Annotated in this window: 10 protein-coding genes and 1 other RNA gene; 4 read left to right on the forward strand and 7 right to left on the reverse strand. The window is 63.6% G+C overall.

Translation table 11 applies throughout. The annotated features are described in order from the left end of the window. Positions 1 to 35: 35 nt before the first annotated feature. From murD to rsmH, 7 genes are all read right to left on the reverse strand, one after another. Positions 36 to 1,433 (reverse strand): UDP-N-acetylmuramoyl-L-alanine--D-glutamate ligase, encoded by a 1,398-nt coding sequence (gene murD / locus HMPREF9696_RS10180; protein ID WP_002712910.1) that lies wholly within the window; start codon positions 1,431 to 1,433, stop codon positions 36 to 38. Then, positions 1,433 to 2,518, reverse strand: a complete 1,086-nt coding sequence (gene mraY, locus HMPREF9696_RS10185; RefSeq protein WP_002712911.1) for a phospho-N-acetylmuramoyl-pentapeptide-transferase — start codon at positions 2,516 to 2,518, stop codon at positions 1,433 to 1,435. The genes murD and mraY overlap by 1 nt, the downstream gene beginning before the upstream one ends. An 11-nt stretch (positions 2,519 to 2,529) precedes the next feature. Beyond that, the gene (locus tag HMPREF9696_RS10190; RefSeq protein WP_002712912.1) at positions 2,530 to 3,966 is read right to left on the reverse strand and encodes a UDP-N-acetylmuramoylalanyl-D-glutamyl-2,6-diaminopimelate--D-alanyl-D-alanine ligase; all 1,437 of its coding nucleotides are present in this window, start codon (positions 3,964 to 3,966) and stop codon (positions 2,530 to 2,532) included. Beyond that, a complete protein-coding gene (locus tag HMPREF9696_RS10195; RefSeq protein ID WP_040301964.1) occupies positions 3,963 to 5,411 on the reverse strand; it encodes a UDP-N-acetylmuramoyl-L-alanyl-D-glutamate--2,6-diaminopimelate ligase in 1,449 nt (482 codons plus the stop codon). The genes HMPREF9696_RS10190 and HMPREF9696_RS10195 overlap by 4 nt, the downstream gene beginning before the upstream one ends. Positions 5,412 to 5,595: 184 nt before the next feature. Beyond that, positions 5,596 to 7,335 carry a peptidoglycan D,D-transpeptidase FtsI family protein gene (locus HMPREF9696_RS10200; RefSeq protein ID WP_002712914.1) on the reverse strand — a complete coding sequence of 580 codons (1,740 nt, stop codon included), beginning with the start codon at positions 7,333 to 7,335 and terminating at the stop codon, positions 5,596 to 5,598. Continuing rightward, positions 7,332 to 7,742 carry a cell division protein FtsL gene (ftsL, locus tag HMPREF9696_RS10205; RefSeq protein WP_002712915.1) on the reverse strand — a complete coding sequence of 137 codons (411 nt, stop codon included), beginning with the start codon at positions 7,740 to 7,742 and terminating at the stop codon, positions 7,332 to 7,334. The genes HMPREF9696_RS10200 and ftsL overlap by 4 nt, the downstream gene beginning before the upstream one ends. Before the next feature lies 1 nt (position 7,743). Then, on the reverse strand, positions 7,744 to 8,928 hold the full coding sequence (gene rsmH / locus HMPREF9696_RS10210; RefSeq protein ID WP_040301354.1) for a 16S rRNA (cytosine(1402)-N(4))-methyltransferase RsmH: 1,185 nt from the start codon (positions 8,926 to 8,928) through the stop codon (positions 7,744 to 7,746). Positions 8,929 to 9,265: 337 nt separating this feature from the next. On the opposite strand from rsmH, the gene HMPREF9696_RS10215 reads away from it, so the two are divergent. From HMPREF9696_RS10215 to HMPREF9696_RS10225, 4 genes are all read left to right on the forward strand, one after another. After that, complete coding sequence (locus tag HMPREF9696_RS10215; protein WP_002712917.1) at positions 9,266 to 10,042, forward strand: N-acetylmuramoyl-L-alanine amidase; 777 nt, start codon at positions 9,266 to 9,268, stop codon at positions 10,040 to 10,042. Between the two features lie 32 nt (positions 10,043 to 10,074). Further along, positions 10,075 to 10,505: RNase P RNA component class A (gene rnpB, locus HMPREF9696_RS21100), an RNA gene on the forward strand. 150 nt (positions 10,506 to 10,655) lie between these two features. Then, positions 10,656 to 11,630 carry a LysM peptidoglycan-binding domain-containing protein gene (locus HMPREF9696_RS10220; protein WP_002712918.1) on the forward strand — a complete coding sequence of 325 codons (975 nt, stop codon included), beginning with the start codon at positions 10,656 to 10,658 and terminating at the stop codon, positions 11,628 to 11,630. A 131-nt stretch (positions 11,631 to 11,761) separates the two neighbouring features. Then, positions 11,762 to 12,970, forward strand: a complete 1,209-nt coding sequence (locus HMPREF9696_RS10225) for a GGDEF domain-containing protein (protein ID WP_040301355.1) — start codon at positions 11,762 to 11,764, stop codon at positions 12,968 to 12,970. Positions 12,971 to 12,990 lie beyond the last annotated feature (20 nt).

The raw sequence follows: 12,990 nt of genomic DNA on the forward strand, positions 1-12,990 counted from the left end.
CGTCAAAGTGTCGGGAGATCGTAACAAGCGTTTGCCTAGGGCGGCGTCAGACCACCCGGCAAGGCATGAGCCACGTCGCGGAAGCGATCACCGCGCTTCTCGAAATTCGGAAACTGGTCGAACGACGCGCAGGCCGGAGACAGCAGAACCACAGGCGCGGCCAGACCGGATGCCGCCGCATCGCGCGCGGCGTGCGGCACGGCCTCCTCAAGGGTCTTGCTGATTTCGTGCGGCACATCGCCAAGGGTTTTGGCGAACTCTTCCGCGGCCTCACCGATCAGGTAGGCCTTGCGGATGCGCGGGAAGAATTCGCGCAAACTCTCGATCCCGCCGGTCTTCGGCTTGCCGCCGGCGATCCAGAAAATGTCCTTGAACGACGACAGCGCCCGCGCAGCCGCATCCGCATTGGTGCCCTTGGAGTCGTTGACGAACAACACCTGGCCCTGCCGGCCGATCTGCTCCATGCGGTGCGCAAGGCCGGGAAAACTGCGCAGTCCCTTCTGCAACACCTCGGCGCTGACCCCAAGCGCGAGCACCGCCCCCGACGCACATGCTGCGTTTTGCGCATTGTGCAAACCGCGCAACGAGCCGATTTCGGCCACGCTGGCGATGCGGGCGCGGGCGCCGCCATCGACACGCACGATGGTTTCGCCTTCAAGGCAAATACCATCGGCCACCGGACGCTTCACCGAGACGCGCACCACATTCTTGCCCGCCTGCGCCACCCGGTCCGCAATCGCCACACAGAACGGATCGTCGACGCCGACAATCGCGGTGCCGTTCGGCTGCACGCCCGCGACCAGCCGTTCCTTCACCGCCGCATAATGTTCGATGGTGCCGTGGCGGTCGATATGATCCTCGGTGACGTTGAGCAGGATGCCGACAGCCGGATCGAGCGAAGGCGTGAGGTCGATCTGATACGACGACATCTCGATCACATGGACGCGGCCTTTTGCGGGCGGTTCCAGCGAGAGGATCGCGGTGCCGATATTGCCGCCCATCTGCGTGTCGTAACCGGCTTCGCGCATCAGATGCGCGATCAGCGCCGTGGTGGTGGATTTGCCGTTGGTGCCGGTGATGGCCACGAACGGCGCATCCGGCGCATGGCGTCTGCGCTCGCGGCAGAACAGCTCGATGTCACCGATGACTTCGACGCCCGCGGCTTTAGCCGCCACAACCGTCCAGTGCGGCTGCGGATGGGTGAGCGGCACGCCGGGCGTCAGCACCAGCGCCGCGAAATTGTCCCACGACACGGTGCGCAGATCCGCGGTGATGAAACCTTCCCTCGCGGCTTCGGCGAGCTTTGCGGGCGTGTCGTCGCTGGCGATCACCTCCGCACCGCCCGCCTTCAGGGCGCGGCAACTCGCCAGCCCCGACCCGCCGAGGCCGAACACCGCGATCGTCTTGCCCTTAAAGGATGTGACGGGAATCATTACCGCAGCTTCAGGGTCGAAAGGCCGACGAGCGCGAGCATCACCGACACGATCCAAAACCGGATCACGATCTGCGGCTCGGTCCAGCCCTTCTGCTCATAATGATGGTGGATCGGCGCCATGCGGAAGAACCGCTTGCCGGTGAGCTTGAACGATGCGACCTGCACGATCACCGACAGCGCTTCCACGACGAACAGACCGCCGATCACCGCCAGCACGATCTCATGCTTGGTCGCGACCGCGATGGCGCCGAGCATGCCGCCGAGCGCGAGCGATCCGGTGTCGCCCATGAAGATCGACGCCGGCGGCGCGTTGAACCAGAGGAAGCCGAGACCTGCGCCGAGCACCGCGCCGCACAGCACGGCGAGTTCGCCGGTGCCGGGCACGTAGCGGATCTGCAGATATTCGGCGAACACGGCGTTGCCGACCAGATAGGCGATCATGCCGAAGCTCGCCGCCGCAATCATCACCGGCACGATGGCGAGACCATCGAGGCCGTCGGTAAGGTTCACCGCGTTGCCTGCGCCGACGATGATGAACATGCCGAACAGCACATAGAACCAGCCGATATTCAGCAGGAATTCCTTCACGAACGGAATCGACAGCGCCGTCACCGACGCGTCGCGGCCGAACCAGACGACACAGCTACAGGCGATCAAGGCAATCAATCCCTCGACTGCCAAACGCAAGCGTCCGGAGAATCCCTTGTCGGTCTGCTTGGAGACTTTCAGATAATCGTCATAGAAGCCGACGAAGCCGAAGCCGAGCGTCACCAGCAGCACGATCCAGACATAGGCGTTGCGCAGGTTGGCCCACAGCAGCGTCGCGACCACCAGCCCGGACAGGATCATCAGGCCGCCCATGGTGGGCGTGCCCTTCTTGGTCACGAGATGAGTCGGCGGGCCATCGGCGCGGATCGGCTGACCCTTGCCCTGCGCCAGCCGAAGGTGGGCGATGATCCACGGCCCGAACAGGAACACGAACAGCGCGCCGGTGACCATGGCGCCGCCGGTGCGAAACGTAATGTAACGAAACACATTGATGCCGGGGATAGTGCCGGCCAATTCAGTGAGCCAATAAAACATGTCCAATTGCCTTATGGTGCGACGTCATCCAGCGCCGCCTTGTCAGGGAAGCGCTTTTGCAATGCCGTCACAATCAATTTCATACGCGACCCGAGCGAACCCTTGACCATGATGGCGTCGCCTGCCCCGATCGCGGACACCACCTGCGGCTCGAGCGCTGCCGAGTTATCGGCATAGCCGCCCTTCTTCGTGGAAGGAAGGGCCTCCCACAGATTGCGCATCAGCGGACCACAGCAAAAAACCGAATCGATCCCGTTCATCGTGATCGCTTCTGCGAGGCCGCGGTGCAAATCCGGACCCGTGGGGCCGAGTTCCAGCATATCGCCCAGCACGGCGATCCGCCGCCCGCGCTGCCCGACCTCCGCCTGCCCCAGAACCGTGATCGCCGCCGCCATCGAGGCGGGATTGGCATTGTAGCTTTCGTCGATCAGCGTGGCGGTGCCTTCCGTGAGCGTCAGCGCCTCGCGCACGCCGCGGCCCGAGGCGGGCTTGAGTTGCGCAAGCGCCAGCGCCGCCAAGGCGAGGTCCGCCCCTGCCAGCGACGCGGCGGCGAGCACCGCCAGCGAATTCATCGCCATATGCCGCCCGGGCATCGCAATCTTGTAAGTGACGTCGTGACCGAGAATGTCTGCGCGCACCGCCGAAAAGGCGGCATGCAGCGAAACGTCAATCAGCCGCGCATCGGCTTTTTCGTCACTGCCGAACGAGACGATTTGCTTGATTCCGGCAGCCTTCGCGCTTTTGCGGAGGCGCGCGAACTGGGAATTGTCGCGGTTGAGCACCGCCGCACCGCCCGGTTCCACGCCGGCGAAGATTTCCGCCTTGGCATCGGCGATGGCTTCGATCCCGGAAAAGAATTCCAGATGCACCGGCTCCACCGTGGTGATGATCGCCACATGCGGACGGACCATCTTGACCAGCGGCTCGATCTCGCCCGCATGGTTCATGCCGACCTCGAAGATCGCGAATTTTACCGAGGCCGGGCAACGCGCCAGCGACAGCGGCACGCCCCAGTGATTGTTGAACGAGGCCGCCGAGGCGTGGGTCTCGCCCTGCGGACTGAGCACCGTGCGCAGCGCTTCCTTGGTCGATGTCTTGCCGACCGAGCCGGTTACCGCGATGACTTTTCCGCCAAGACGGGCTCGCGACGCCTTCGCCAGATCGACCAGCGCGGCGAGTACGTCGTCAACAATCAGGAGACGCGCATCGGCCGGAAACTTGTCCGCGTGGGACTCTGCGACGACTGCGAGCGATGCGCCGTTCTTCAACGCGGCCTCGACGAAATCGTGGCCGTCATGCACGTCACCCTTGATCGCGAAATACGCTTCACCCGGCGTCAGGGTGCGGCTGTCGATGGAAATTCCGGTGACATTGTCCGGCAGCGTGCCGCGCCTTGCAGCACGCATCGCTTCAGTCATCGCCGCGCTGGTCCACAATGCGGCGCTCATGCCGCATGCTCCGCCAGTGCCGCGATGGCGGCTTCGTGATCGCTGAACGGCAACACTTTATCTCCCACAATCTGTCCGGTCTCATGTCCCTTGCCGGCGATCAGCAGCGCATCACCCTGCTGCAATCCGGCGACTGCCGCGCGGATCGCCTCATTGCGGTCCGCGATGTCCGTTGCGCCCTTTGCCGCCGCCATGATGGCCGCGCGAATGGACGCCGGATTCTCCGAGCGCGGATTATCGTCGGTAACGATGACAGTATCCGCATTATCAGCCGCAATGGCGCCCATCAGCGGCCGCTTGCCCGCGTCGCGGTCACCGCCCGCGCCGAACACGACAACGAGCTTGCGCCGGGTGTAAGGCCGCAGCGCTTCCAGCGCTTTCGCCAGCGCATCCGGCTTGTGGGCATAATCGACAAACACCGGCGCGCCGTTCCGTTCGCCGACCAGTTCAAGACGGCCCGGCGCGCCCTGAAGGTTTTCCAGCGCCGCAAAAACACGCACCGGACCGCCACCCGTTGCGATGACAAGGCCTGCGGCGACCATCGCATTCTCGATCTGGAAATCACCGACAAGCGGCAGGCGCACATTGTAACGCTTGCCGCCATGTTCGACGGTCAGCTTCTGGGCGAAGCCGTCGACCGCAACATCGAGCAGCCTGATCGCATCACCGTTCCGGCCGACCGTCAGGATCCGCAGCTTGCGGACCCGGGCCGCCTCAATCACGGCCGCCGAGTGATCGTGGTCCGCGGCAATCACCGCCGCGCCGCCATCGACCACAAGATCGGTGAACAGCCGCAGCTTGGCCGCGAGATAGTGTTCGACCGTCGGATGATAATCCATATGATCGCGCGACAGATTGGTGAAGGCACCGGCGCTGACGCGCACGCCGTCAAGGCGATGCTGATCGAGACCGTGCGACGACGCTTCAAAAGCCAGATGCGTGATGCCCTCGCCCGCGATCTCGTCCAGCGAACGATGCAACGCAATCGGGTCCGGCGTGGTCAGGGAGCCATAGACCGTGCGCTTCGGAGAAACGAGGCCGATGGTGCCGATGCTGGCTGCGTCGAAGCCGAGCTGCTGCCAGATTTGCCGGGTGAACACGGCCACCGAGGTCTTGCCGCTGGTGCCGGTCACGGCTGCGATGGTCTGCGGCTGGCGCGGATAGAAACGTGCCGCGGCCAGCGCGAGCGCACGGCGCGGATTCGGAACGGCGATAAAGGCAACCCGGCTGTCGCTCCCGGGAAGACGATCGCTGACCACGGCTACAGCGCCCGCCGCGATTGCCTGGTCGATGAAACGCGCTCCGTCGGTCTTGACCCCGGCCAGCGCAAAAAACACATGGCCCGGCTTCACCGCCCGGCTGTCCACGGCAAGGCCCGTGACCGCAACATCCGCATGTTGCGCGCCGATCACGGCATCTCCGCTGAAAAGGTCGCGTAGCTTCATCATAGACCAAAACCGAATCGAACAAGCATGGCATCAAATCTGCAATACGCACGATAGAACCCCCTCTCCCCGTTGGGGAGAGGGTTGGGGTGAGGGGCGGTAGTTGTCAAAATTGAAATCAGATCCCCCTCACCCGGCGCTGCGCGCCGACCTCTCCCCGACGGGGAGAGGTGAAGAGTCGCGGTTACCGGCTTTCCTTCGATGCCGCAAGAATAAGGCGGTCGGACGGCGGCAAATCGAACCGCGGCACCATGCCCAAAAGCGGGGCGATCCGCTCGATCACCTTGCCGCCGGTCGGCACGGCATTCCAGCCCGAGGTGATAAAGCCATGGGTTTCAGGCAGCGCCTGCGGCTCGTCCAGCATGATCAGAAGCTGATATTGCGGATTGTCGGCCGGCATGATCGCTGTGAACGAGTTCAGCACCTGCTTCTTGGAATAGCGGCCGTTGACGACCTTTTCCGAGGTGCCGGTCTTGCCGCCGATGTAGTATCCCTTGATATCCGCCTTGCGCGCGGTGCCCCGCTCCGCATTCAGCCGCATCATGTAACGCAGGCTGACACTGGTTTCCGGTTTCACCACCTGCTTGGCGAGCTTGAGCGCATCCTCGCGCGAACGCTTGAGGAAGGTCGGCGGAATGAGCTTGCCGCCATTCACCAGCGCGTTGATGCCCATCACCGCCTGCAGCGGCGCCACCGCTATGCCGTGACCGAACGCAATGGTGATGGTGTTCAGTTCGCCCCAGCGCTTGGGCACCAGCGGCTCCGCGCTCTCCGGTAGTTCGGTGCGCAGCCGGGTCAACTGGCCGAGCTTGCGCAGGAACGCCTTGTGCGCCTCGACGCCCATGGATAGCGCGACGCGGGCCGCGCCGACGTTGGAGGATTCGGTGAAGACCTCCCACATCGGCACGGAGCGGCCGAGATTGTGGGTGTCGTGAATCTTGAACTTGCCGTAGACCAACGGCGCGCGCGCATCGTAAAGCGTATTGACCGTGGCCCGTCCGGAATCCAGCGCCATGGCCAGAGTGAGCGACTTGAAGGTCGATCCCATTTCAAACACGCCGGTGGTCAGGCGGTTGATGCGGGTCGGATCGTTCGCCTCGCGCGGATTGTTCGGATCGTAATCCGGCACCGACACCATCGCGATGATCTCGCCGGTATTGACGTTGGACACCAGGCCGGCGGCGGCCTTTGCCTTGTACTTGTCCTTCGCCTTCAGCAATTCGTCGCGCAGAGCATGTTCGACACGCAGATCGACGGCAAGCTCCACCGGCTCCTGCTGGCGATCGGTGGCGAAGCCGGCCCGATGCAAATCCGCAAGGCCGTTTGAATCGAGCCATTTCTCGATTCCCGCGATGCCCTGATTGTCGATGTTCACATGGCCGATCAGATGCGACACGACAGGACCATTCGGATAAACGCGCTTGTTCTCGCGCAGGAAGCCGATGCCCGGAATGCCGAGGCGGTAGATATCTTTCTGCTGCTGCTGCGTGATTTCACGCTTCAGCCAGACAAAACCCTTGCGTGACGACAGCCGGTCGCGCACCTCGCCGGCATCGAGGTCCGGCAGGGTCGCGGTCAGAAGCTCGATGGCCTCGTCCTTGTCGATCAGGCGGCGCGGCTCGCCGAACAGCGACGGTGTCTTGACGTCGGTCGCAAGGATCATCCCGTTGCGGTCAAGAATATCGGGCCGTGCGGTGGCGATCGCGTCCTGCGACGCCGTGCGCCGGGCACCATGCGCATCGCCATTCACGGCGAACATCACCAGTCGCCCGCCGATCACGGCATAGACCAGCGCGAATGCAATGATCGCAAGGCCGACACGCGCGCGCGCCTTGGCCGAACGGTCGACATTGCGCCCATACAGCAGCGTGCGGATCAGCCGCTGCCGCCAGGGCTCAGGGGGACGTGTGATCGCATCGGTCACTGGGCGCCCTCCGGTTTGGGGATCGAACCGGTCAGCGAGTCATCTTCCAGCGCTGCCTTTGCCAGCGCTTCGATATCGACGCTTTGAATCATGGTGCCGATCGGATCGGGGTCGTTCGGCTTGACGAAGCTCGGCGGCCGGGGCGGCAGGTTCTTCAGCGAGTCGTATTGCGTCGCTTCAATCGGGCGCAGGGAAAGATGGCGTGACGCCAGCTCCTGCAGACGCTTCGGCGAATCCAGCTTGGCCCACTCCGCCCTCAGGCTCGCGATGGCATCGCGCTGCTGACGGATATCGCTGCGCAGCTTCATCACGGTTTCGGTACGCACCGTGGATTCCATCTTGATGCGGTAGACATAGGCTGCCGCGAAGACCAGTGCGCAGATGACGAAGAGGTGGACAATGCGCATGTCAGCCTCCCCTCATCACGTCGGCCAGTTGCGGCCAGTCGAACGATGCCGTTTCGGACTGTGCGGGCGCATCTGTGCGCACTGCTGCGCGCAATTTCGCGGAACGTGCCCGCGGATTGGCGTCCACCTCCTCGTCACCGGCAACCACAGGCCGCTTGGTGAGAATCTCGAAGCTGGGCTGCGCCTGATCCACCTCGGGCAGATGACGCGAGCCGCCGCCGCGCTTGCCGCGTTCGTTGAGGAAGTTCTTGACGATGCGGTCTTCCAGCGAATGGAACGAGACCACCGCAAGCCGTCCGCCCGGCTTCAGCATCTGCTCGGACGCCACAAGCGCCGCGTGCAATTCGTCCAGCTCTTCGTTGACGAGGATTCGCAGCGCCTGAAAGGTTCGGGTCGCGGGATGAATTTCGTTGGGCTTGGAACGCACCACGCGCGAGACGATGTCGGCCAGCGCGCGTGTCGTGGCGATCGGCGCTTCCTTCCGGGCCGCGACGATGGCGCGGGCCACCGCGCGCGAGTGACGTTCCTCGCCAAAAATATAGATGATGTTGGCGAGATCGGTTTCCGAGGCCTTCGCCACCACGTCAGCCGCCGTCGGCCCGCGCTGCGCCATACGCATGTCGAGCGGACCGTTAAGGCGGAACGAGAAACCCCGCTCGCCCTGATCGAGCTGCATGGATGAGACGCCGACATCCATGACGATGCCGTCCACCGCGCTCAGGCCCTGACCTGCGCACACATCGGCAAGATTGGAGAAGCGATCCTCCACCAGGGTCAGGCGTCCGCCGGACGACTCCACAAGGTCGAAGCCTCCGCCGATCGCCGTGCGGTCCCGGTCGATGCCGATCACGCGGGTGCCGGGCGTTTTCAGGATCAAGCGGCTGTAGCCGCCGGCGCCGAAGGTGGCATCGACGTAAACACCGCCGTCGCGCGGCGCGAGCGCCTCCACGGCCTCGACACCAAGGACCGGGACATGGCGTACAGGTGCGTCGTCGGGCGACATTTCAAACGCCTGCCGGTGAAAGAGGGCCGCGTGGCGGCCCGAATAGCCGGGCCGATCCGCCAAATCCCGCCCGAAAAGCCCGAGACTGGCGCGTTCCGGCGCCCAGACCGACCTGAACGCGGACGCGCTGGCGATGACGCGCCGCAAATTCGAGGTTCCGCACGGGATTTTCTGGCCAGCCATCGAGATTGCGCATCGGTGAACCGTAGCCGCCCCAAATCGGCGCGGCTCCACATCCTTCAGTAGCGGCAGTTATCGTTAAGGAATGGTTGACGTGATCGCTTCACTTTAAAGAAGGTGAATTCCGGCCACTCCGGAAGGCAAACCGGCCATGCGCAATGTGTTGGGGGCAACGGAACCGGTACTCATTGCGCGGGGTATGGTTTGCCCTATCACTAACTCCGTACCGCCCTTCTCTCGCCCTGTTTCGAGTTGTGTATGCCGCGAGGATCGTTTGAGTCTGCTGGATTGAGTTCAAAGCGTCAGCGTCCCGACTTGCCACTTGGGGAACATTGCTGAAATGCCGAACTTCGTGCCGGATTCATCCGTCGTCTCGAACGTCACGCCGTCGCCGAACTACGGCGACCGCAAGGGTGTCCTCTCGCCGAACATGATCGTGCTGCACTACACGGGCATGGCCGATCCGGCGAGCGCGATTGTACGCCTGTGCACCACCGGCACCGAAGTCTCGGCGCATTATGTCGTGCTGGAAGACGGCAACATCATCCAGTGCGTGCGCGAAGCGGATCGCGCATGGCATGCCGGCGCGTCGTCATGGGCCGGCGAAACCGACATCAACTCACTGTCCATCGGCATCGAGATCGTCAATCCGGGTCACGATCTCGACTACACGGACTTCCCGCTGCGCCAGACGGCAGCAGTGATCGCGCTGTGCAAAGGCATCATGATCCGCCGCGATATTCCCAGGCATCGCGTGCTCGGGCATTCGGATGTCGCGCCCGGCCGCAAGAAGGACCCCGGCGAGAAATTCCCATGGCGGCTGCTGGCGGATTCCGGTGTCGGACTGTGGGTTGAGCCCGCGCCGATCGTGCGTGGCGTGCAGACCATGCTCGGGCAATCCGGCGACGATGTTCTCGCCCTTCAGAAACTGTTCGCGCGCTTCGGCTACGGCATTCCGCTGAACGGCCTTTATGACGCCGCCACCATGGATGTGGTGACTGCCTTCCAGCGCCACTTCCGCCCCGAGCGCGTGGACGGCGTTGCCGATACCTCGACGTTGACCACGTTGCACGATCTCCTGGCCTTGATGCCGAAAGAAGAAACCCTGACCTCTTGACCTCGCGCGCCGGTGCGCCCATCACTGCGGCGTCAGTCGGCCGGACGGCCGCTCCGGCAAGGATCGAAAGGTCGCCGGGGAGGAAAGTCCGGGCTCCATCGACATACGGTGCCGGATAACACCCGGCGGGGGCGACCCCAGGGAAAGTGCCACAGAGAACGAACCGCTTGCCGAAACCCGCAAGGGTGAAGGCGAGTAAGGGTGAAAAGGTGCGGTAAGAGCGCACCGCGTTTCCAGCAATGGAGACGGCATGGCAAACCCCACCGGGAGCAAAACCGAATAGGGACGGCATGGCGGACAGTTCGCTTTCGAGCGATAACTCCGCGGGGCGATGTCAGGCCCGCCGTCCGGGTAGGTTGCTTGAGGCGCAACGCAAGTTGCGTCCCAGAGGAATGGCCGTCACGTCTGCGTGGTGAAAACCATTCAGGCCCTACAGAACCCGGCTTACAGGCCGGCTGATCGAGAATGAGGGGTTCGGCGCAAACACGCCGGACCCCTCGCCATTTCATGACAGTTCATGCGGCAAACGACGCATCGTGAAGGGTTGATGGCCGGACTAAATCGGCGCAAGCTCACCGAGGGCTGACGAATTCCAATCGAAGGGGCGCGCACGATGACTGCGACGACGGGCCGAACGGTCATGCTGGTTCTGCTGCTTGTTGCATTTGTAGCAGCGCTTGTGTTCGGCCTGTCGTACATGCAGCGCGAGCGCTCGGGCGAAAACAAAAGGGTTGAAGCGAAAGCCGAACCCAAGGTTGAGCCCAAGGCTGAACCTAAGACTGAACCTAAGACTGAACCTAAGACTGAACCTAAGACTGCACCCAAGGCCGACGCCAAAGCTGAAGCCAAGACCGCGCCCACGACTGAAGCAAAACCTGCGGCAACAGCGACACCAGCGGTATCCCCGCCCGGCTCGCGCCCTCAAGCCGAGAGCTCGTCCGCGCCCGCCACGGCAAAGGCTGAAGCCAAGGCAGAGACTGGCGCGCCTGCACAGCCACCCCGTCCAGCGGATACGGACAGGTCCTTTCCCAGCTTCGACATTACCCGCGTTGAGCGAACGGGCGATGCGGTCATCGCCGGCAGAGCTGCGCCCGGCGCGACCGTCGAACTGCTGCGCGACGGCGAATCCCTCGGCCGGGCCGTCGCGGATCAATCGGGGCAATTCGTCATGACCCCTCCGCCGCTTCCTCCCGGAAACTACGAGCTGACATTGAGGTCCAGATTGCCGGACGGGAAACAGGCGATATCCGAACAAAAAATGGTGGTGGCGCTGGACGCGGCGGACTCTGCCTCCCCCGCAGTTCGCTCACGCGCTGAAGCGCCAAGGCCCGTTACGGAGGACAACAAGATGGCGAGCCGTTCCGCGCCGGAAGCTGGCGGGCCTTCGGACGCGCGCCTTCAGTCCAAAAAGCGCGCACCGTCCGCAGTGGTCGTGTCCCGCGGCGACAGTCTCTGGCGCATCAGCCGCGCCACCTACGGCTCAGGCGAGTTGTATCCACTGCTCCTGAGGGCGAACCGGAGCCGAATCCGGGATCCGGATCTGATTTATCCCGGCCAGAGCTTCGTCCTGCCGAGGCGATCGCGCTGACGGCACCCCCCGCCTGCCCCGGGTTCCAGTTCCCTCAAGTTGGAGCGTTTCCCGGGGCCTTCATTTTACTTGATGCGTCTAGAACTCCCGCAGGCTGATGGCGCCTTGTGCGCAAGACAGACTGCGAACCCATGACGCTTTCACCGATGCAATTGCTGCGCCCGCGCCAGCTTCCCGAGAGCATTTATGTCGAGATCATCAGCGATCTCTTCAGCGCCACGCCGTCTATCGTGGTGTTTCTGGTTAGTCAGTGCATCATCGGCGCGGTAATCTTTCTGGAGACCGGCGACCGCGCCATCCTCGCCCTGACCTTGATCGCGGTTCTGGTGTCGGTGGAGCGCATCTGGATGATCCGCCGCTATCATCGCGCCACCGCAGGCAGAAAGCTGCCGCGCGACGAGGCGCAGGTGTGGGAGCGGCAGTTTGCGATCCGAAGCATCGCGACCGCCGTTGTGGTCAGCGCCATCGGCGTGCGCTGTTTCATGCTGCCCGATGCCGCCGTTCACATGCTGATCATCGGCGTGATCTCGACCTATGGGGCGGGCACGGTGACGCGCGTGGCGTATCGCCCGCGGCTGGCGCTGCTGAATCTTTTCATCGTCGCCGTCCCGCCAAGCATCGCCTGCATGCTTCACGGCAGCCTGATCTACATCTCGCTTGGGCTAACTACGCTGATCTTCCTGTTCGGCGCATTCGACATCATCCAGCACGCTTACGCCACCGCGGTCAGCCAGCTCACCCTCAAGCGAAAATTTGCAGGTCTTGCGCAACAGGATGCGCTGACCGGCCTGTCCAACCGGCTGGGCCTCAGTGAAAACCTCGAGACCGTGATGGCGGACGCGCAGCGCAGCGGATATGGCCTCGCGGTCCACAGCCTCGATCTCGACCGCTTCAAGGCCGCGAACGATCTTTACGGCCATCCCGCAGGCGACGCGATCCTGAAGGAAGTCGCGCGGCGGCTGACGCGGCTGACCCGTGCAAGCGATCTTCTGGTGCGGCTCGGCGGCGACGAATTCGTGCTGGTGCAAACCGGAGTCGCTGAACGCGAACAGGCGACCGGCCTTGCATCGCGTATCGTCGAGGACATCGGCAGCTATTACAACATCAATGGCTACACCATCGAAATCGGCACCAGCGTCGGCATCGCGATGCTGACCGAGGAAGACATCGCGCCGGACGATCTGCTCGCCCGTGCCGACCAGGCGCTCTATCAGGCCAAACGAACAAGAAGCGGCTACGCCGTTTACACGGTCGCGCCGCATCTCGTTCCCTCGCCGATCGACGGCGACGACTTTCAGGACACCCGCGCGGTTGGCCGCAAGACGGCGAACCTGCGCTGATCCTAAAAGTCGCCGCCGCC

The organism is Afipia clevelandensis ATCC 49720 (assembly GCF_000336555.1).
Taxonomy (GTDB): Bacteria; Pseudomonadota; Alphaproteobacteria; order Rhizobiales; family Xanthobacteraceae; genus Afipia; species Afipia clevelandensis.